15 protein-coding genes and 4 tRNA genes are annotated in these 20,579 nt (G+C 46.7%); all 19 read left to right on the top strand.

Features of this window, described 5'->3' with window-relative positions:
• Nucleotides 1-39 precede the first annotated feature (39 nt).
• The 19 genes from topA (at nucleotide 40) to fusA (ending at nucleotide 20,577) form a co-directional block, all read left to right on the top strand.
• The gene (gene topA / locus FAH66_RS08895) at nucleotides 40-2,346 is read left to right on the top strand and encodes a type I DNA topoisomerase (RefSeq protein WP_137041337.1); all 2,307 of its coding nucleotides are present in this window, start codon (nucleotides 40-42) and stop codon (nucleotides 2,344-2,346) included.
• A 148-nt stretch (nucleotides 2,347-2,494) separates the two neighbouring features.
• Nucleotides 2,495-3,067 (top strand): 16S rRNA (guanine(966)-N(2))-methyltransferase RsmD, encoded by a 573-nt coding sequence (gene rsmD / locus FAH66_RS08890; protein WP_137041336.1) that lies wholly within the window; start codon nucleotides 2,495-2,497, stop codon nucleotides 3,065-3,067.
• Between the two features lie 122 nt (nucleotides 3,068-3,189).
• Entirely contained in the window at nucleotides 3,190-3,441 is a 252-nt protein-coding gene (locus FAH66_RS08885; RefSeq protein WP_003679513.1) for a YfhL family 4Fe-4S dicluster ferredoxin, read from the top strand.
• A 98-nt stretch (nucleotides 3,442-3,539) separates the two neighbouring features.
• Nucleotides 3,540-3,623 (top strand) — tRNA-Tyr (locus tag FAH66_RS08880).
• A gap of 32 nt (nucleotides 3,624-3,655) precedes the next feature.
• Nucleotides 3,656-3,729 (top strand) — tRNA-Gly (locus tag FAH66_RS08875).
• 9 nt (nucleotides 3,730-3,738) lie between these two features.
• Nucleotides 3,739-3,813, top strand: a tRNA-Thr gene (locus tag FAH66_RS08870).
• Nucleotides 3,814-3,863: 50 nt separating this feature from the next.
• On the top strand, nucleotides 3,864-5,048 hold the full coding sequence (gene tuf / locus FAH66_RS08865) for an elongation factor Tu (protein WP_049350946.1): 1,185 nt from the start codon (nucleotides 3,864-3,866) through the stop codon (nucleotides 5,046-5,048).
• Between the two features lie 6 nt (nucleotides 5,049-5,054).
• A tRNA-Trp gene (locus FAH66_RS08860) sits at nucleotides 5,055-5,130 on the top strand.
• A gap of 131 nt (nucleotides 5,131-5,261) precedes the next feature.
• Nucleotides 5,262-5,537, top strand: a complete 276-nt coding sequence (gene secE, locus FAH66_RS08855; protein ID WP_137041335.1) for a preprotein translocase subunit SecE — start codon at nucleotides 5,262-5,264, stop codon at nucleotides 5,535-5,537.
• 2 nt (nucleotides 5,538-5,539) lie between these two features.
• Entirely contained in the window at nucleotides 5,540-6,073 is a 534-nt protein-coding gene (gene nusG / locus FAH66_RS08850; protein ID WP_003680697.1) for a transcription termination/antitermination protein NusG, read from the top strand.
• Nucleotides 6,074-6,177: 104 nt separating this feature from the next.
• Nucleotides 6,178-6,612 carry a 50S ribosomal protein L11 gene (rplK, locus tag FAH66_RS08845; protein WP_002220151.1) on the top strand — a complete coding sequence of 145 codons (435 nt, stop codon included), beginning with the start codon at nucleotides 6,178-6,180 and terminating at the stop codon, nucleotides 6,610-6,612.
• Nucleotides 6,612-7,307 (top strand): 50S ribosomal protein L1, encoded by a 696-nt coding sequence (rplA, locus tag FAH66_RS08840; protein ID WP_003677918.1) that lies wholly within the window; start codon nucleotides 6,612-6,614, stop codon nucleotides 7,305-7,307. Before rplK ends, rplA begins: the two co-directional genes overlap by 1 nt.
• Before the next feature lie 223 nt (nucleotides 7,308-7,530).
• On the top strand, nucleotides 7,531-8,031 hold the full coding sequence (gene rplJ / locus FAH66_RS08830; RefSeq protein ID WP_003680699.1) for a 50S ribosomal protein L10: 501 nt from the start codon (nucleotides 7,531-7,533) through the stop codon (nucleotides 8,029-8,031).
• A gap of 58 nt (nucleotides 8,032-8,089) precedes the next feature.
• Nucleotides 8,090-8,461: a 50S ribosomal protein L7/L12 gene (gene rplL, locus FAH66_RS08825; protein WP_003677916.1), complete on the top strand. Its 372-nt coding sequence runs from the start codon at nucleotides 8,090-8,092 to the stop codon at nucleotides 8,459-8,461.
• Between the two features lie 189 nt (nucleotides 8,462-8,650).
• The gene (gene rpoB / locus FAH66_RS08820; protein ID WP_137041334.1) at nucleotides 8,651-12,829 is read left to right on the top strand and encodes a DNA-directed RNA polymerase subunit beta; all 4,179 of its coding nucleotides are present in this window, start codon (nucleotides 8,651-8,653) and stop codon (nucleotides 12,827-12,829) included.
• A gap of 157 nt (nucleotides 12,830-12,986) precedes the next feature.
• Entirely contained in the window at nucleotides 12,987-17,162 is a 4,176-nt protein-coding gene (rpoC, locus tag FAH66_RS08815) for a DNA-directed RNA polymerase subunit beta' (RefSeq protein WP_137041333.1), read from the top strand.
• Nucleotides 17,163-17,493: 331 nt separating this feature from the next.
• Nucleotides 17,494-17,865 carry a 30S ribosomal protein S12 gene (gene rpsL / locus FAH66_RS08810; protein WP_002218431.1) on the top strand — a complete coding sequence of 124 codons (372 nt, stop codon included), beginning with the start codon at nucleotides 17,494-17,496 and terminating at the stop codon, nucleotides 17,863-17,865.
• Nucleotides 17,866-17,982: 117 nt separating this feature from the next.
• Nucleotides 17,983-18,453 carry a 30S ribosomal protein S7 gene (gene rpsG / locus FAH66_RS08805; protein WP_137041332.1) on the top strand — a complete coding sequence of 157 codons (471 nt, stop codon included), beginning with the start codon at nucleotides 17,983-17,985 and terminating at the stop codon, nucleotides 18,451-18,453.
• A gap of 18 nt (nucleotides 18,454-18,471) precedes the next feature.
• Nucleotides 18,472-20,577, top strand: coding sequence for an elongation factor G (fusA, locus tag FAH66_RS08800; RefSeq protein ID WP_063076706.1), 2,106 nt, complete (start codon nucleotides 18,472-18,474; stop codon nucleotides 20,575-20,577).
• Nucleotides 20,578-20,579: the final 2 nt, after the last annotated feature.

Below are 20,579 nucleotides of genomic sequence, written 5' to 3'. Positions count from 1 at the left end.
TCTGAAACATAAATCCAATACATCCAAAAGAGAACAACAATGGCGAAAAACCTATTAATCGTCGAATCCCCGTCCAAAGCCAAAACCCTGAAAAAATATCTGGGCGGTGATTTTGAAATCTTGGCGTCTTACGGCCACGTCCGCGATTTGGTTCCGAAAAGCGGAGCAGTCGATCCCGACAATGGCTTTGCCATGAAATACCAATTGATCAGCCGCAACAGCAAACACGTCGATGCCATCGTTGCCGGAGCCAAAGAAGCCGAAAACATCTACCTCGCAACCGACCCGGATAGGGAAGGCGAAGCGATTTCCTGGCATCTTTTTGAAATCCTCAAATCCAAACGCGGCCTGAAAAACATCAAGCCGCAGCGTGTCGTGTTCCATGAAATTACCAAAAACGCCGTGCTCGATGCCGTTGCCCATCCGCGCGAAATTGAAATGGACTTGGTTGATGCGCAACAAGCCCGTCGCGCTTTGGACTATCTGGTCGGTTTCAACCTTTCGCCGTTGCTGTGGAAAAAAATCCGCCGCGGTTTGAGCGCGGGTCGTGTGCAAAGTCCCGCCTTGCGTCTGATTTGCGAACGCGAAAACGAGATCCGCGCGTTTGAAGCGCAGGAATATTGGACAGTGCATCTCGACAGCCACAAAGGCCGCAGCAAGTTCACCGCCAAACTCGCCCAATACAACGGCGCGAAACTCGAACAATTCGACCTGCCGAACGAAGCCGCGCAAGCTGATGTGTTGAAAGAACTCGAAGGCAAAGAAGCCGTCGTTACCGCCATCGAAAAGAAAAAGCGCAGCCGCAACCCCGCCGCGCCGTTCACCACTTCTACCATGCAGCAGGATGCCGTGCGCAAACTCGGCTTCACCACCGACCGCACCATGCGTACCGCCCAGCAGCTTTACGAAGGTATAGACGTAGGGCAGGGCGCTATCGGTCTGATTACCTATATGCGTACCGACAGCGTGAACTTGGCCGATGAAGCGTTAACCGAAATCCGCCATTACATTGAAAATAAAATCGGCAAAGAATATCTGCCGAGTGCCGCCAAACAATACAAAACCAAATCCAAAAACGCCCAAGAAGCGCACGAAGCCATCCGTCCGACTTCCGTGTACCGCACGCCCGAAAGCGTCAAACCCTTCCTGAGCGCAGACCAGTTCAAACTCTATCAAATGATTTGGCAGCGCACCGTTGCCTGTCAGATGACGCCCGCCAAATTCGACCAAACCACCGTCGATATTACCGTCGGCAAAGGCGTGTTCCGCGTAACCGGACAAGTACAAACCTTCGCGGGTTTCCTCAGCGTTTACGAAGAAAGCAGCGACGATGAAGAAGGCGAAGACAGCAAAAAACTGCCCGAAATGAGCGAAGGCGACAAATTGCCCGTGGACAAACTCTACGGCGAACAACACTTCACCACTCCGCCTCCACGCTACAACGAAGCCACACTGGTTAAAGCCCTCGAAGAATACGGCATCGGCCGCCCTTCGACCTACGCCAGCATCATCTCTACGCTCAAAGACCGCGAATACGTTACCCTTGAGCAAAAACGCTTCATGCCCACCGACACAGGCGACATCGTCAATAAATTCTTGACCGAACACTTCGCCCAATATGTCGATTACCACTTCACCGCCAAACTTGAAGACCAGCTTGACGAAATTGCCAACGGCAAACGCCGTTGGATTCCCGTGATGGACAAATTCTGGAAACCGTTCATCAAACAAGTGGAAGAAAAAGAGGGCATCGAACGCGCCAAATTTACCACGCAGGAACTCGACGAAACCTGTCCGAAATGCGGCGAACACAAACTGCAAATCAAATTCGGCAAAATGGGTCGTTTCGTCGCGTGTGCCGGTTATCCCGAGTGCAGCTACACGCGCAATGTCAACGAAACTGCAGAAGAAGCTGCCGAACGCATTGCCAAAGCGGAAGCAGAACAAGCCGAACTCGACGGGCGCGAATGCCCTAAATGCGGCGGTCGCCTAGTGTACAAATACAGCCGCACCGGCAGCAAATTCATCGGCTGCGCCAACTATCCGAAATGCAAACACGTTGAACCGCTGGAAAAACCGAAAGACACCGGCGTCCAATGCCCGCAATGCAAAAAAGGCAACCTCGTCGAGCGCAAATCCCGTTACGGCAAACTGTTTTACAGTTGCAGCACCTATCCGGATTGCAACTACGCCACTTGGAATCCACCTGTTGCAGAAACCTGTCCGAAATGCGCGTGGCCGGTTTTGACCATCAAAACCACCAAACGCTGGGGTGTGGAAAAAGTCTGCCCGCAAAAAGAATGCGGCTGGAAAGAGCAAATTGAACCGCCTGTACCGAAGGAATAATTGGTTAAAGCTTGGGTAGAAAAAGGCCGTCTGAAAAATGATTTTCAGACGGCCTTTTTGTTTCTAAAAGAATAGAGTGAAATACGGCTTGATGGCAGTTTCACTATATAATTGAGGCCGTCTGAAAACTCGGCATTTTTTTAAAATCATGGCAAATAACAAACATTCCAAGCACACCAATCAAGTACGCATTATTGGCGGGCAATGCAGAGGGAGGAAGTTAACTTTTCTGTCTGCAGATGGTCTGCGTCCGACGCCTGACAGCGTGCGTGAAAAACTGTTTAACTGGCTGGGTCAGGATTTAACCGGCAAAACGGTATTAGATTTATTCAGCGGTAGCGGTGCTTTAGGAATGGAGGCCGCTTCTCGTAATGCGGCAAAAGTGTTAATGGTCGATAACCACCGCCAAACTGTTCAAACGCTTCAGAAAAATATCTGTGAATTAGGTTTGAAACAGGTGGAAATCGTGTGTTCAGACGGCATGGCTTATCTGACAAGGCCGTCTGAAAAATTTGATGTTGTGTTTCTTGATCCGCCGTTTGCATGGGAAGATTGGCAAAATCTGTTTATCCGATTGCAAAGCCACTTGAAAAATGGGGCAATGGTCTATATTGAAGCAGGGAAGCTGCCTGAAAAACCGGATTGGCTGGAAATTTATCGGGAAGGAAAGGCGGGAATGAGTAGGTTTGAATTATCGCTCTATTCGCAAGTTGCTGAATAGTATAGAATTTGAGAATCATTCCCAAGGTGTAAAACATTCTTTTAAACGGATTGTTCCGACGTCATTTGTGCTATAATCCGCGCCCAATCGGTTTTGATAATTTAAGAAAAAAGGAAATAGAAATGTCGCTCTTTATTACAGATGAGTGCATTAACTGCGATGTGTGCGAACCGGAATGCCCTAATGATGCCATTTCGCAAGGTGAAGAAATTTACGAAATCAATCCAAATTTGTGTACGCAATGTGTAGGCCATTACGATGAGCCTCAGTGCCAACAGGTATGTCCTGTCGACTGTATCTTGATCGATGAAGAGCATCCTGAAACGCACGAAGAACTGATGGCTAAGTATGAAAAAATCATTCAGTTTAAATAAATAGCGTTTAAAAGCAAAAGCTTGGGTATTTTTAAAGAAATAAATGAAAAAAAATCTTGACGGGAATCTGAGTTGCCAATAAACTAGCGTTCTCTTTTGGAGGGATTCCCGAGCGGTCAAAGGGGGCAGACTGTAAATCTGTTGCGTGAGCTTCGAAGGTTCGAATCCTTCTCCCTCCACCAAAAATTCTTACTTGGAGCAAAAAAGTGAGTATGCGGGTGTAGCTCAATGGTAGAGCAGAAGCCTTCCAAGCTTACGGTGAGGGTTCGATTCCCTTCACCCGCTCCAAACAATTTCGCCCATGTAGCTCAGGGGTAGAGCACTCCCTTGGTAAGGGAGAGGTCGGCAGTTCAAATCTGCCCATGGGCACCATCTCATTATTACCCTTTCTTTCAAAAAGCTATAGATTATAGGATATTGCCATGGCTAAGGAAAAATTTGAACGTAGCAAACCGCACGTAAACGTTGGCACCATCGGTCACGTTGACCATGGTAAAACCACTCTGACTGCTGCTTTGACTACTATTTTGGCTAAAAAATTCGGTGGCGCTGCAAAAGCTTACGACCAAATCGACAACGCTCCTGAAGAAAAAGCTCGTGGTATTACCATTAATACCTCACACGTAGAATACGAAACTGAAACCCGTCACTACGCACACGTAGACTGCCCGGGCCACGCCGACTACGTTAAAAACATGATTACCGGTGCTGCCCAAATGGACGGCGCGATCTTGGTATGTTCCGCAGCTGATGGTCCTATGCCACAAACTCGCGAACACATCCTGTTGGCTCGCCAAGTAGGTGTACCTTACATCATCGTATTCATGAACAAATGCGACATGGTTGACGATGCCGAGCTGTTGGAACTGGTTGAAATGGAAATCCGTGACTTGTTGTCAAGCTACGACTTCCCAGGCGACGACTGCCCAATCGTACAAGGTTCTGCACTGAAAGCTTTGGAAGGTGATGCTGCTTACGAAGAAAAAATCTTCGAATTGGCTGCTGCCTTGGACAGCTACATCCCAACACCTGAGCGTGCAGTGGACAAACCTTTCTTGTTGCCTATCGAAGACGTATTCTCTATCTCTGGCCGTGGTACGGTAGTAACCGGTCGTGTAGAGCGCGGTATCATCCACGTTGGTGACGAGATCGAAATCGTAGGTCTGAAAGACACCCAAAAAACCACTTGTACCGGTGTTGAAATGTTCCGCAAACTGCTGGACGAAGGTCAAGCAGGTGACAACGTAGGCGTATTGCTGCGTGGTACTAAACGTGAAGACGTAGAGCGTGGTCAAGTATTGGCTAAACCAGGTACTATCACTCCTCACACCAAATTCAAAGCAGAAGTATACGTATTGAGCAAAGAAGAGGGTGGTCGTCACACTCCATTCTTCGCTAACTACCGTCCACAATTCTACTTCCGTACTACTGACGTAACTGGTGCAGTTACTTTGGAAGAAGGCGTAGAAATGGTAATGCCAGGTGAGAACGTAACCATTACTGTAGAACTGATTGCGCCTATCGCTATGGAAGAAGGTCTACGCTTTGCAATTCGCGAAGGTGGTCGTACCGTAGGTGCGGGTGTGGTTTCTTCTGTAATCGCTTAAGTTTAGAGGCCAATAGCTCAATTGGTAGAGTATCGGTCTCCAAAACCGAGGGTTGGGGGTTCGAGACCCTCTTGGCCTGCCAAATAAAAAATTAACCGGCCTTGTGCCGGTTAATTTTTTTGTACTTAAGTTTTAAGATTATTTGGAATTAATTAATGGATCAATGCCACTATCTAAAATGAAGGCGGGTGGGGTATTGATAAGTGAGTAAAGATGACAGAACATCCGTCTGGACGCAAAGAAAACCATCAGAAAAAGGAAGTTGTGGTAAGTAATAAGCCGGCTCCTGAAAAGAAAGAAGGTCTGTTTGCATATTTTAAGAGCTCTTGGACTGAGTTTAAGAAGGTAGTTTGGCCGAGTCGCGATGAAGCGGTCAAAATGACTGTATTCGTGATTATCTTCGTTGCAGTTTTAGCAGCCTTCATTTATGCGGCAGATACAATTATTTCATGGTTGTTTTTTGATGTTTTATTAAATAGGAAAGGGTAAAGATGTCAAAGCGTTGGTATGTGGTACAGGCCTATTCCGGTTTCGAGAAAAATGTTCAAAAAACATTGAAAGAGCGCATTGCTCGTGAAAACATGGAAGAATATTTCGGTCAGATTCTCGTTCCTGTAGAGGAAGTGGTAGATATCAAGAATGGCCGAAAAACCATCAGTGAGCGTAAATTCTATCCAGGCTATGTGTTGGTTGAAATGGAAATGACCGATGATTCATGGCACTTGGTTAAGAGCACCCCTCGAGTAAATGGTTTTGTAGGTGGTAGCGGAAATCGTCCAATCCCAATTTCTCAAAAAGATGCAGATGCTATTTTGCAACAAGCCAAAACAGGTGTTGAGAAGCCAAAACCAAAAGTTGAATTTGAGGTTGGTCAGCAGGTTCGTGTGAATGAAGGTCCATTTGCTGATTTCAATGGAATTGTTGATGAAGTTAACTACGAGCGTAATAGATTGCGTGTTTCAGTTCAGATTTTTGGTCGTGAAACACCGGTTGAATTAGAGTTCGGTCAGGTTGAAAAGATTTAAGTGGTTTAATTCGCTTGAAAAATTTTTTTTAAGCGGATATAATCGCAAATTCTGTTTGGGAAGCGGAATGGTTCCGCGTTATACCCGTTTTTAGGAGTCCTTAAGTGGCAAAGAAAATTATCGGCTACATCAAACTGCAAATTCCTGCAGGTAAAGCCAATCCATCTCCCCCAGTTGGTCCTGCTTTGGGTCAACGTGGTTTGAATATCATGGAATTCTGTAAAGCATTTAATGCTGCAACCCAAGGTATGGAACCTGGGTTGCCAATTCCAGTCGTGATCACTGCATTTGCAGATAAATCATTCACTTTTGTGATGAAAACTCCACCAGCTTCTATCTTGTTGAAAAAAGCTGCTGGTCTGCAAAAAGGTAGTTCTAATCCTCTGACTAACAAAGTGGGTAAATTGACCCGCGCTCAGTTGGAAGAAATTGCTAAAACTAAAGAGCCTGATTTGACTGCTGCTGACTTGGATGCGGCTGTTCGTACTATCGCCGGCTCTGCTCGCTCAATGGGCTTGGATGTGGAGGGTGTTGTATAATGGCTAAAGTATCTAAACGCTTGAAAGCTCTGCGCTCTTCTGTTGAAGCTAACAAATTGTACGCAATCGATGAAGCAATTGCTTTGGTTAAAAAAGCTGCTACTGCTAAATTCGACGAGTCTGTTGACGTATCTTTCAACTTGGGTGTTGATCCTCGTAAATCTGACCAAGTTATTCGTGGTTCAGTCGTTCTGCCTAAAGGTACCGGTAAAACAACTCGCGTAGCTGTATTTACCCAAGGTGCAAATGCAGATGCTGCTAAAGAAGCTGGTGCAGATATTGTCGGTTTTGAAGATCTGGCCGCTGAAATCAAAGCTGGTAACCTGAATTTTGACGTTGTTATTGCTTCCCCTGATGCAATGCGTATCGTTGGTCAATTGGGTACCATCTTGGGTCCTCGTGGTCTGATGCCAAACCCTAAAGTAGGTACTGTTACTCCTAACGTTGCTGAAGCAGTTAAAAATGCAAAAGCAGGTCAAGTACAATACCGTACAGATAAAGCCGGTATCGTTCATGCAACTATCGGTCGTGCTTCTTTCGCTGAAGCTGACTTGAAAGAAAACTTCAATGCGTTGCTGGATGCTATCGTTAAAGCTAAACCTGCTGCTGCTAAAGGTCAGTACCTGAAAAAAGTTGCTGTATCCAGCACTATGGGTTTGGGTGTTCGCGTTGATACTGCAAGCGTGAACAACTAAGAAATTTTCAGGTGATCCAATTTTCTGGATTGCCTGAATTTGGGCTACTTAAAATTAAGTAGATGTCCAAGACCGTAGGGATCGTAAGATTTAATCGTAACTGCCCTACGCAGACGGTAGTCCTGAAACACATTGCAAGATTGCTTGTAAGATGTCTTTTTAGGTTACCGCGCTGGTGGGATATCATTTCGGTATCCTGTTTATAAACAGTGGGAGGTAGACCTTGAGTCTCAATATTGAAACCAAGAAAGTGGCCGTAGAGGAAATTAGCGCAGCAATTGCTAACGCTCAAACTCTCGTAGTCGCTGAATATCGCGGTATCAGTGTTTCCAGCATGACTGAGCTTCGTGCGAATGCACGTAAAGAAGGCGTTTACTTGCGCGTTCTGAAAAATACTCTGGCTCGTCGCGCAGTAGAGGGTACTTCATTTGCAGGTTTGGCCGATCAAATGGTTGGTCCATTGGTTTACGCTGCTTCTGAAGATGCTGTTGCTGCTGCTAAAGTGCTGCACCAATTCGCGAAAAAAGATGACAAAATTATCGTTAAAGCTGGTTCTTACAATGGCGAAGTGATGAATCCTGCTCAGGTTGCTGAGTTGGCTTCTATTCCAAGTCGCGAAGAGCTGTTGTCCAAACTGTTGTTCGTTATGCAAGCTCCTGTATCAGGCTTTGCACGTGGTTTGGCTGCTTTGGCAGAGAAAAAAGCTGGCGAAGAAGCCGCTTAATCGATTTTGTTTCATTTAATCAATTATTTTTTAATACAATATTTGGAGTATAAATAGCATGGCTATTACTAAAGAAGACATTTTGGAAGCCGTTGGTTCTTTGACCGTAATGGAATTGAACGACCTGGTTAAAGCTTTTGAAGAAAAATTTGGCGTTTCTGCTGCTGCAGTTGCAGTTGCAGGTCCTGCAGGTGCTGGTGCAGCTGCTGCTGAAGAAAAAACTGAATTCGACGTAGTATTGGCTTCTGCCGGTGATCAAAAAGTTGGCGTGATCAAAGTTGTCCGCGCTATCACTGGTCTGGGTCTGAAAGAAGCTAAAGACATCGTTGACGGTGCACCTAAAACTCTGAAAGAAGGTGTTTCTAAAGCTGAAGCTGAAGACATCCAAAAACAACTGGAAGAAGCCGGCGCTAAAGTCGAAATCAAATAATTTGATGCTTCCCATGAAGGCTGGCAGTTTTCTGCCAGCCTTATTTTGCTTCTTAAAATAAGTATCAGGTATTGTTTACATTTATTTGCATAGTCTTTATGAAACCATTGCAAATAAATGTAAATATCAGGTTGATGCATGCCGTTGTTTCAGACGGCCTATTATTTAAAATTGCTTTTCGGAGTGTATATGAGCTATTCGTTTACCGAGAAAAAACGTATCCGTAAGAGTTTTGCAAAGCGAGAGAATGTCTTAGATGTTCCTTTCCTGCTGGCAACCCAAATTGATTCTTATGCGAAATTTTTGCAGCTGGAAAATGCTTTTGACCAACGCACTGATGATGGTCTGCAAGCAGCATTTAATTCTATTTTCCCGATTGTGAGCCATAACGGTTATGCGCGATTGGAGTTTGTACATTACACATTGGGCGAGCCTTTGTTCGATATTCCTGAATGTCAATTGCGTGGCATTACTTATGCGGCGCCATTGCGTGCCCGTATCCGTTTGGTGATTTTAGATAAAGAAGCATCTAAGCCGACTGTAAAAGAAGTTCGTGAAAACGAAGTGTATATGGGCGAAATCCCATTGATGACGCCAAGTGGCTCTTTTGTCATCAATGGTACTGAGCGTGTGATTGTTTCTCAGTTGCACCGTTCTCCTGGCGTGTTCTTTGAGCATGACCGTGGTAAAACACATTCTTCCGGTAAGTTGTTGTTCTCTGCTCGTATTATTCCTTACCGTGGTTCATGGTTGGATTTCGAATTTGATCCAAAAGATTTGCTGTATTTCCGTATCGACCGTCGCCGTAAAATGCCGGTTACGATTTTGTTGAAAGCTTTGGGCTACAATAATGAACAAATCTTGGATATTTTCTACGACAAAGAAACTTTCTATTTGTCTTCAAACGGTGTTCAAACTGATCTGATTGCAGGCCGTCTGAAAGGTGAAACTGCCAAAGTTGATATCTTGGATAAAGAAGGCAATGTACTGGTCGCCAAAGGTAAACGCATTACTGCGAAAAATATCCGTGATATTACCAATGCAGGCTTGACTCGTTTGGATGTAGAGCCAGAAAGCCTGATAGGCAAAGCATTGGCTGCTGACCTGATTGATCCGGAAACCGGCGAAGTATTGGCTTCTGCTAATGATGAAATTACAGAAGAACTGTTGGCTAAACTTGATATCCATGGCGTAAAAGAAATTACGACCCTTTATATCAATGAGTTGGATCAAGGCGGCTACATCTCCAGCACTCTGCGTACAGACGAAACTGCTGATCAGCAGGCTGCACGCGTAGCGATTTACCGCATGATGCGTCCTGGCGAACCGCCTACCGAAGAAGCTGTTGAGCAGCTCTTCAACCGCTTGTTCTTCAGTGAAGACAGTTATGATTTGTCTCGCGTAGGCCGTATGAAATTTAATACGCGCACATACGAGCAAAAATTGTCTGAAGCACAACAAAACTCTTGGTATGGCCGTTTGTTGAATGAGACTTTGGCCGGTGCAGCTGAAAAAGGCGGTTACGTTCTGAGCGTTGAAGACATTGTTGCTTCTATTGCGACATTGGTTGAACTGCGTAACGGTCATGGCGAAGTAGACGATATCGACCACTTGGGTAATCGTCGTGTTCGTTCTGTGGGTGAGTTGACTGAAAACCAATTCCGTAGCGGCTTGGCTCGTGTAGAACGTGCAGTTAAAGAGCGTTTGAACCAAGCAGAATCTGAGAACTTGATGCCGCATGACTTGATCAATGCGAAACCTGTTTCTGCCGCGATTAAAGAATTCTTCGGCTCCAGCCAATTGAGCCAATTTATGGATCAGACTAACCCATTGTCTGAAGTAACCCATAAACGCCGTGTATCTGCATTGGGTCCTGGCGGTTTGACTCGTGAACGTGCAGGCTTTGAGGTGCGAGACGTACATCCGACCCATTATGGCCGTGTATGTCCTATTGAAACACCTGAAGGTCCAAACATTGGTTTGATCAACTCATTGTCCGTTTATGCGCGTACCAATGATTATGGTTTCTTGGAAACCCCTTATCGCCGTGTTGTCAATGGCAAAGTAACTGAAGAAATCGATTACTTGTCTGCTATCGAAGAAGGCCGTTATGTGATTGCACAGGCGAATGCCGATTTGGACAAAGACGGTAATTTGATTGGCGACTTGGTTACTTGTCGTGAAAAAGGCGAAACCATTATGGCAACGCCTGATCGCGTTCAATATATGGACGTGGCAACCGGTCAAGTGGTATCCGTTGCAGCATCTCTGATTCCATTCTTGGAACATGATGACGCGAACCGTGCATTGATGGGTGCCAACATGCAACGTCAGGCCGTACCGTGTCTGCGCCCTGAAAAACCGATGGTTGGTACCGGTATCGAACGCTCTGTAGCCGTTGACTCTGCAACTGCAATCGTTGCCCGCCGTGGTGGTGTGGTTGAGTATGTAGATGCCAACCGCGTCGTAGTTCGTGTTCATGATGATGAAGCGACTGCCGGTGAAGTGGGTGTCGATATTTACAACTTGGTTAAATTCACCCGTTCCAACCAATCTACCAACATCAACCAACGTCCGGCCGTAAAAGCAGGCGACGTTTTGCAACGTGGTGACTTGGTGGCCGACGGTGCATCTACCGACTTGGGTGAATTGGCTTTGGGTCAAAACATGACCATCGCCTTCATGCCATGGAACGGTTACAACTATGAAGACTCGATTCTGATTTCAGAAAAAGTGGCTGCGGACGATCGTTACACTTCGATTCACATTGAAGAGCTGAACGTTGTCGCACGTGACACTAAACTGGGTGCGGAAGACATTACCCGCGATATTCCGAACTTGTCCGAACGTATGCAAAACCGTTTGGATGAATCCGGTATCGTATATATCGGTGCAGAAGTAGAAGCCGGTGATGTCTTGGTAGGTAAAGTAACGCCTAAAGGCGAAACCCAACTGACTCCTGAAGAAAAACTGCTGCGTGCCATCTTCGGTGAAAAAGCGTCTGACGTAAAAGATACTTCATTGCGTATGCCTACCGGCATGAGCGGTACCGTTATCGACGTTCAAGTCTTCACTCGTGAAGGTATCCAACGCGACAAACGTGCTCAATCCATTATTGATTCTGAATTGAAACGTTACCGTCAAGATTTGGGCGATCAATTGCGTATTTTTGATAATGACGCATTCGACCGTATTGAGCGTATGATTGTTGGGCAAAAAGCCAATGGTGGTCCGATGAAGCTGGCTAAAGGCAGTGAAATCACTACCGAATATTTGGCAAGCCTGTCCAGCAAACATGATTGGTTTGACATCCGTCTGGCTGACGAAGATTTGGCCAAACAGTTGGAACTGATTAAATTGAGCCTGCAACAAAAACGCGAAGAAGCGGATGAGTTGTATGAGATCAAGAAGAAAAAACTGACCCAAGGCGACGAGCTGCAACCGGGCGTACAAAAAATGGTGAAAGTATTTATCGCCATCAAACGTCGTCTGCAAGCCGGTGACAAAATGGCGGGTCGCCACGGTAACAAAGGTGTGGTATCACGCATTCTGCCAGTGGAAGACATGCCTTACATGGCTGACGGCCGTCCGGTAGACATCGTACTGAACCCATTGGGCGTACCTTCCCGTATGAACATCGGTCAGATTTTGGAAGTTCACTTGGGTTGGGCGGCAAAAGGTATCGGCGAACGCATCGACCGTATGCTGAAAGAGCAACGCAAAGCCAGCGAACTGCGTGAATTCTTGAACAAACTCTACAACGGTAGCGGTAAGAAAGAAGATTTGGACAGTCTGACAGATGAAGAAATCATCGAATTGGCTTCCAACCTGCGTAAAGGTGCATCTTTCGCTTCTCCTGTATTCGACGGTGCGAAAGAGTCTGAAATCCGCGAAATGCTGAACTTGGCTTACCCAAGCGAAGATCCTGAGGTTGAGAAACTGGGCTTCAACGACAGTAAAACTCAAATTACGCTGTATGACGGCCGTTCAGGCGAAGCATTTGACCGCAAGGTTACAGTCGGTGTGATGCACTATCTGAAACTGCACCACTTGGTTGACGAAAAAATGCACGCCCGTTCTACCGGTCCATACAGTCTGGTTACCCAGCAGCCTCTGGGCGGTAAAGCTCAGTTCGGTGGCCAACGTTTCGGTGAGATGGAGGTTTGGGCATTAGAAGCATACGGCGCGGCATACACGCTGCAAGAGATGCTGACGGTGAAGTCTGACGACGTGAACGGTCGTACCAAAATGTACGAGAACATCGTCAAAGGCGAACATAAAATCGATGCCGGTATGCCTGAATCCTTCAACGTATTGGTTAAAGAGATTCGCTCACTGGGCTTAGATATCGATTTGGAACGTTACTAAAACAGAAGTTTTCAGACGGCCTTTCAAGGTCGTCTGAAAAAGCGGTTTCAGAATAAGAATGAAGCAATCGGCATTTAGGCCGTCTGAAATCAAAAGTACCGTTTCCCAATATCGAAAATCCGCCATGCGGTAAAAATACTTCCTTCAAGGAGCAAAAATGAATTTGTTGAACTTATTTAATCCGTTGCAAACTGCCGGCATGGAAGAAGAGTTTGATGCCATCAAAATCGGTATTGCCTCTCCCGAAACCATCCGCTCATGGTCTTATGGCGAAGTTAAAAAACCTGAAACCATCAACTACCGTACGTTCAAACCTGAGCGCGACGGTTTGTTCTGCGCCAAAATCTTTGGCCCGGTTAAAGACTATGAATGTTTGTGCGGTAAATACAAACGCTTGAAATTTAAAGGCGTAACCTGTGAAAAATGTGGCGTAGAAGTGACCCTGTCCAAAGTACGCCGCGAACGCATGGGCCACATTGAATTGGCAGCACCAGTTGCCCACATTTGGTTCTTGAAATCTCTGCCTTCCCGCTTGGGTATGGTACTGGACATGACTTTGCGCGACATCGAACGCGTATTGTACTTTGAAGCATTTGTGGTAACCGATCCCGGCATGACTCCGTTGCAACGTCGTCAATTGCTGACTGAAGACGATTACTACAACAAACTGGACGAATACGGCGACGACTTCGATGCCAAAATGGGTGCAGAAGGTATCCGCGAATTGCTGCGTACCTTGGATATTACCGGCGAAATCGAAATCCTGCGTCAAGAGCTGGAATCTACCGGTTCTGACACCAAAATCAAAAAAATCGCCAAACGTTTGAAAGTATTGGAAGCCTTCCACCGTTCCGGTATGAAACTGGAATGGATGATTATGGACGTGCTGCCGGTATTGCCGCCTGATTTGCGTCCGTTGGTTCCATTGGATGGCGGTCGTTTTGCCACTTCCGATTTGAACGATTTGTACCGCCGCGTTATCAACCGTAACAACCGTCTGAAACGTCTGTTGGAACTGCATGCGCCTGACATCATCGTTCGTAACGAAAAACGTATGTTGCAAGAAGCAGTTGACTCTCTGTTGGATAACGGCCGTCGCGGTAAAGCCATGACCGGTGCCAACAAACGTCCGCTGAAATCATTGGCTGACATGATTAAAGGTAAAGGCGGCCGCTTCCGTCAAAACCTGCTGGGTAAACGTGTGGACTACTCCGGTCGTTCCGTGATTACCGTAGGCCCATACCTGCGTCTGCACCAATGTGGTCTGCCGAAAAAAATGGCTTTGGAACTGTTCAAACCGTTCATTTTCCATAAACTGGAAAAACAAGGTCTGGCCTCTACCGTTAAAGCAGCGAAAAAATTGGTAGAGCAAGAAGTACCGGAAGTATGGGACATCTTGGAAGAAGTCATCCGCGAACATCCGATTATGCTGAACCGTGCGCCGACCCTGCACCGTTTGGGTATTCAAGCGTTTGAACCCATCCTGATTGAAGGTAAAGCCATTCAGCTGCATCCGTTGGTATGTGCCGCGTTTAACGCCGACTTTGACGGTGACCAAATGGCGGTACACGTTCCATTGAGCTTGGAAGCGCAAATGGAAGCGCGCACTCTGATGCTGGCTTCAAACAACGTATTGTCTCCTGCCAACGGCGAACCGATTATCGTACCTTCCCAAGACATTGTATTGGGTCTGTACTACATGACCCGCGACCGTATCAATGCCAAAGGCGAAGGCAGCCTGTTTGCCGATGTGAAAGAAGTGCATCGTGCATACCATACCAAACAGGTTGAACTGGGTACGAAAATTACCGTACGTCTGCGTGAATGGGTGAAAAACGAAGCAGGTGAGTTTGAGCCTGTCGTTAACCGTTACGAAACAACCGTCGGCCGTGCATTGTTGAGCGAAATCTTGCCTAAAGGCCTGCCGTTCGAGTACATCAACAAAGCGCTGAAGAAAAAAGAAATTTCTAAACTGATTAATGCGTCATTCCGTCTGTGCGGCTTGCGTGAAACTGTTATTTTCGCCGACCACTTGATGTATACCGGTTTCGGTTTTGCGGCTAAAGGCGGTATTTCCATTGCGGTTGACGATATGGAAATTCCGAAAGAAAAAGCAGCCTTGCTGGCTGAAGCTAATGCCGAAGTTAAAGAAATCGAAGACCAATACCGTCAAGGTTTGGTGACCAACGGCGAACGTTACAATAAAGTGGTCGATATTTGGGGTCGTGCCGGCGATAAGATTGCTAAAGCGATGATGGACAACCTGTCCAAACAAAAAGTCATCGACCGTGACGGCAACGAAGTTGACCAAGAGTCCTTCAACTCTATTTACATGATGGCCGACTCTGGTGCCCGTGGTTCTGCGGCTCAGATTAAACAGTTGTCCGGTATGCGTGGTTTGATGGCGAAACCTGACGGCTCCATTATTGAAACGCCGATTACCTCAAACTTCCGCGAAGGTTTGACCGTATTGCAATACTTTATTGCGACCCACGGTGCGCGTAAGGGTTTGGCGGATACCGCATTGAAAACCGCGAACTCCGGTTACCTGACCCGTCGTCTGGTAGACGTAACTCAAGACTTGGTCGTTGTTGAAGACGATTGTGGCACTTCAGACGGCTTTGTCATGAAGGCAGTTGTGCAAGGCGGTGATGTGATTGAAGCATTGCGCGATCGTATTTTGGGCCGCGTTACTGCTTCTGATGTTGTCGATCCTTCGACTGGAGAGACTTTGGTTGAAGCCGGTACGTTGTTGACCGAGAAACTGGTAGATATGATCGACCAATCCGGTGTCGATGAAGTCAAAGTCCGTACGCCGATTACTTGTAAAACCCGTCATGGCCTGTGTGCACACTGCTATGGTCGCGACTTGGCACGCGGTAAACTGGTTAATGCCGGTGAGGCAGTTGGTGTGATTGCTGCACAATCCATTGGTGAGCCAGGTACTCAGCTGACCATGCGTACGTTCCACATCGGTGGTGCGGCATCTCGTGCGGCGGCAGCCAGCCAAGTAGAAGCCAAATCCAACGGTACAGCGCGTTTCAGCAGCCAAATGCGTTACGTTGCCAACAACAAAGGCGAGTTGGTTGTCATCGGCCGTTCTTGTGAAGTAGTGATTCATGACGATATCGGTCGCGAACGTGAACGTCACAAAGTACCTTACGGTGCAATCCTGCTGGTACAAGACGGCGAAGCCATTAAAGCCGGTCAAACCTTGGCAACTTGGGATCCGCATACCCGTCCGATGATCACCGAACACGCAGGTATGGTGAAATTCGAAAACGTGGAAGAGGGTGTTACCGTTGCGAAACAAACTGATGATGTAACTGGTTTGTCTACTCTGGTGGTGATTGACGGTAAACGTCGTTCCTCTAGTGCTTCTAAACTGTTACGTCCGACTGTCAAACTGTTGGATGAAAACGGTCTGGAAATTTGCATCCCAGGTACCACTACCCCTGTTTCTATGGCATTCCCGGTCGGTGCGGTGATTACCATCCGTGAAGGTCAGGAAGTCGGTAAGGGTGATGTATTGGCGCGTATTCCACAAGCGTCTTCTAAAACCCGCGATATTACCGGTGGTCTGCCACGCGTAGCCGAATTGTTTGAAGCACGCGTGCCGAAAGATGCAGGTATGTTGGCAGAAATTACCGGTACCGTTTCTTTCGGTAAAGAAACCAAAGGTAAACAGCGTCTGATTATTACCGACGTAGACGGTGTAGCATACGAAACCCTGATTTCTAAAGAGAAACAGATTTTGGTACACGACGGTCAAGTGGTAAACCGCGGTGAAACCATCGTAGACGGTGCCGTAGACCCACACGACATTCTGCGTCTGCAAGGTATCGAAGCATTGGCTCGCTACATTGTTCAAGAGGTGCAAGAGGTTTACCGCCTGCAAGGTGTGAAGATTTCCGATAAACACATCGAAGTCATCATCCGTCAAATGCTGCGTCGAGTGAACATTGTTGATTCCGGTGATACAGAGTTCATTACCGGTGAGCAAGTTGAGCGTGGCGATGTGATGCTTGCCAATGAAAAAGCCATGGCTGAAGACAAAGAGCCTGCACGTTATGAAAACGTGTTGCTGGGTATTACCAAAGCTTCCTTGTCTACAGACAGCTTCATTTCTGCGGCATCGTTCCAAGAAACAACACGCGTCTTGACAGAGGCCGCTATTATGGGCAAACAAGACGAGCTGCGCGGTTTGAAAGAGAACGTGATTGTCGGTCGTTTGATTCCTGCCGGTACAGGTTTGACCTATCACCGCAGCCGTCATCAACAATGGCAGCAAGCTGATCAAGAAACTTCTGAAACCGAAGCTTCAGACGAATAATCCCTTGGGATTATTGTGAAAATAAAACCGCAAGCCAGTCTTGCGGTTTTATTTTTTAGAGGACATAAAAGAGGGTGGAGTTTAAGGCCGTCTGAATAAATAAGGAAAGCAATGAAGAAAAAATAAGTAGAGAACCAAATTGCGGACTTGTTTAAAATGCCAAAGGCCGTCTGAATCTTTCAGACGGCCTTTGTTTCCAAAATTTAGACATAAATTGGAAAACACCAAACTTTATCAGTCATTTGCTTGACTAAACCCTTGCAATAAAAATATAATTCTAATCTTGTCGACATGGTGTCGGCAAGTATTTAACTCAACAGGACGAGAAAATATGCCAACTATTAACCAATTGGTACGCAAAGGCCGTCAAAAGCCTGTGTACGTAAACAAAGTGCCTGCACTGGAAGCTTGCCCGCAAAAACGTGGCGTGTGCACCCGTGTATACACAACTACCCCTAAAAAACCTAACTCTGCATTGCGTAAAGTATGTAAAGTTCGCCTGACCAACGGTTTTGAAGTAATTTCATATATCGGCGGTGAAGGCCACAATCTGCAAGAGCACAGCGTCGTATTGATTCGCGGCGGTCGTGTAAAAGACTTACCAGGTGTACGTTACCACACTGTACGCGGTTCTTTGGATACTGCAGGTGTTAAAGACCGTAAACAAGCCCGTTCTAAATACGGTGCTAAGCGTCCTAAATAATTATCGGGACTCAAATAGGCACGTCGGCCGCCTAAGCTGAACAACGGCCGAGTAAGTGAATACTCTATTGGGTATTCATGGGAATTAACCCGACTGAATAGATTAAAGGAAATTAAAATGCCAAGACGTAGAGAAGTCCCCAAGCGCGATGTATTGCCTGATCCTAAATTCGGCAGCGTCGAGCTGACTAAATTCATGAACGTATTGATGATTGACGGTAAAAAATCTGTTGCTGAGCGTATCGTTTACGGTGCGTTGGAGCAAATCGAGAGAAAAACCGGCAAAGCGGCAATCGAAGTATTCAACGAAGCCATTGCAAACGCCAAACCTATCGTGGAAGTGAAAAGCCGCCGTGTAGGTGGTGCAAACTACCAAGTTCCTGTTGAGGTTCGTCCTTCACGCCGTCTGGCTCTTGCAATGCGCTGGGTTCGCGATGCAGCCCGCAAACGTGGTGAGAAATCCATGGACCTGCGTTTGGCAGGCGAGTTGATTGATGCGTCCGAAGGTCGTGGTGGTGCGTTGAAAAAACGTGAAGAAGTACACCGCATGGCTGAAGCCAACAAAGCATTCTCTCACTTCCGTTTCTAATTTTGAAAGGCTAATAAAATGGCTCGTAAGACCCCGATCAGCCTGTACCGCAATATCGGTATTTCCGCTCATATCGACGCGGGTAAAACCACTACTACAGAACGTATTTTGTTCTATACCGGTTTGACCCACAAATTGGGCGAGGTGCATGATGGTGCTGCTACTACCGACTACATGGAGCAAGAGCAAGAGCGTGGTATTACCATTACTTCTGCTGCTGTGACTTCTTATTGGTCCGGTATGGCGAAACAGTTCCCTGAACACCGTTTCAACATCATTGATACCCCAGGACACGTTGACTTTACCGTAGAGGTAGAGCGTTCTATGCGTGTATTGGACGGTGCAGTAATGGTTTACTGTGCAGTAGGTGGTGTTCAACCTCAATCTGAAACCGTATGGCGTCAAGCTAACAAATACCAAGTTCCTCGCTTGGCATTTGTAAACAAAATGGACCGTCAAGGTGCCAACTTCTTCCGCGTTGTCGAGCAAATGAAAACCCGTTTGCGCGCAAACCCTGTACCTATCGTAATCCCAGTTGGTGCAGAAGATAGCTTCAGTGGTGTTGTTGACCTGCTGAAAATGAAATCTATCATCTGGAACGAAGCTGATAAAGGTACAACCTTTACCTATGGCGATATTCCTGCTGAGTTGGTTGAAACTGCTGAAGAATGGCGTCAAAACATGATTGAAGCCGCGGCAGAAGCCAGCGAAGAATTGATGGATAAATACTTGGGTGGTGAAGAGCTGACCGAAGAAGAAATCGTAGGTGCATTGCGTCAACGTACTTTGGCAGGTGAAATCCAACCAATGTTGTGCGGTTCTGCATTTAAAAACAAAGGTGTTCAACGTATGTTGGACGCAGTAGTAGAATTGTTGCCTGCTCCTACCGACATTCCTCCTGTTCAAGGTGTTAATCCTAACACTGAAGAAGCAGACAGCCGCCAAGCCAGCGACGAAGAGAAATTCTCTGCATTGGCGTTCAAAATGTTGAACGACAAATACGTTGGTCAGCTGACTTTCATCCGCGTTTACTCTGGTGTCGTGAAATCCGGTGATACCGTATTGAACTCTGTAAAAGGTACTCGTGAACGTATCGGTCGTTTGGTGCAAATGACTGCTGCGGACCGTACTGAAATTGAAGAAGTACGCGCTGGCGACATCGCCGCTGCTATCGGTCTGAAAGACGTTACTACCGGTGAAACCTTGTGTGCAGAAAGCGCGCCGATTATCTTGGAACGCATGGAGTTCCCTGAGCCGGTAATCCATATTGCCGTTGAGCCGAAAACCAAAGCTGACCAAGAGAAAATGGGTATTGCCCTGAATCGTCTGGCTAAAGAAGACCCTTCTTTCCGTGTTCGTACAGACGAAGAATCCGGTCAAACCATTATTTCCGGTATGGGTGAATTGCACTTGGAAATTATTGTTGACCGTATGAAACGCGAATTCGGTGTGGAAGCTAACATTGGTGCGCCTCAAGTTGCATACCGTGAAACTATCCGCAAAGAAGTTGAAGCTGAATACAAACACGCTAAACAATCCGGTGGTAAAGGTCAATACGGTCACGTTGTGATCAAAATGGAACCTATGGAGCCGGGTGGTGCAGGTTACGAATTTATCGACGAAATTAAAGGTGGTGTGATTCCTCGCGAATTCATTCCTTCTGTCGATAAAGGTATCCGTGACACCCTGCCTAACGGTATCGTTGCAGGCTACCCAGTAGTTGACGTACGCGTACGTTTGATCTTCGGTTCTTCGCATGATGTCGACTCTTCACAACTGGCCTTCGAATTGGCAGCTTCTCAAGCCTTTAAAGAAGGTATGCGTAAAGCCAATCCAGCTCTGTTGGAGCCAATCATGGCAGTTGAGGTGGAAACACCTGAAGAATACATGGGTGACGTAATGGGCGACTTGAACCGTCGTCGTGGCGTTGTATTGGGTATGGATGATGACGGTATCGGCGGTAAGAAAGTTCGCGCCGAAGTACCTCTGGCAGAAATGTTCGGTTACTCAACCGACTTGCGTTCTGCAACCCAAGGCCGCGCTACTTACTCCATGGAGTTCAAAAAATACGCTGAAGCTCCTGCTCACGTAGCTGCTGCTGTAACTGAAGCCCGCAAAGGCTAATC

It is taken from the genome of Neisseria subflava, assembly GCF_005221305.1.
In the GTDB taxonomy this organism is placed as follows: Bacteria; Pseudomonadota; Gammaproteobacteria; order Burkholderiales; family Neisseriaceae; genus Neisseria; species Neisseria subflava.
The sequence above is the reverse complement of the archived record's forward strand: the minus strand, read 5'-3'. Positions and strand labels throughout refer to the sequence as shown.

Excerpts from the sequence above, each read along its gene's own strand:
- rpoC (WP_137041333.1), top strand. The coding sequence starts at position 12,987 with ATGAATTTGTTGAACTTATTTAATCCGTTGCAAACTGCCGGCATGGAA.
- secE (WP_137041335.1), top strand. The coding sequence starts at position 5,262 with ATGACAGAACATCCGTCTGGACGCAAAGAAAACCATCAGAAAAAGGAA.
- nusG (WP_003680697.1), top strand. The coding sequence starts at position 5,540 with ATGTCAAAGCGTTGGTATGTGGTACAGGCCTATTCCGGTTTCGAGAAA.
- FAH66_RS08885 (WP_003679513.1), top strand. The coding sequence starts at position 3,190 with ATGTCGCTCTTTATTACAGATGAGTGCATTAACTGCGATGTGTGCGAA.
- fusA (WP_063076706.1), top strand. The coding sequence starts at position 18,472 with ATGGCTCGTAAGACCCCGATCAGCCTGTACCGCAATATCGGTATTTCC.
- rplA (WP_003677918.1), top strand. The coding sequence starts at position 6,612 with ATGGCTAAAGTATCTAAACGCTTGAAAGCTCTGCGCTCTTCTGTTGAA.
- rplL (WP_003677916.1), top strand. The coding sequence starts at position 8,090 with ATGGCTATTACTAAAGAAGACATTTTGGAAGCCGTTGGTTCTTTGACC.
- topA (WP_137041337.1), top strand. The coding sequence starts at position 40 with ATGGCGAAAAACCTATTAATCGTCGAATCCCCGTCCAAAGCCAAAACC.
- rpsG (WP_137041332.1), top strand. The coding sequence starts at position 17,983 with ATGCCAAGACGTAGAGAAGTCCCCAAGCGCGATGTATTGCCTGATCCT.
- tuf (WP_049350946.1), top strand. The coding sequence starts at position 3,864 with ATGGCTAAGGAAAAATTTGAACGTAGCAAACCGCACGTAAACGTTGGC.
- rsmD (WP_137041336.1), top strand. The coding sequence starts at position 2,495 with ATGGCAAATAACAAACATTCCAAGCACACCAATCAAGTACGCATTATT.
- rpsL (WP_002218431.1), top strand. The coding sequence starts at position 17,494 with ATGCCAACTATTAACCAATTGGTACGCAAAGGCCGTCAAAAGCCTGTG.
- rpoB (WP_137041334.1), top strand. The coding sequence starts at position 8,651 with ATGAGCTATTCGTTTACCGAGAAAAAACGTATCCGTAAGAGTTTTGCA.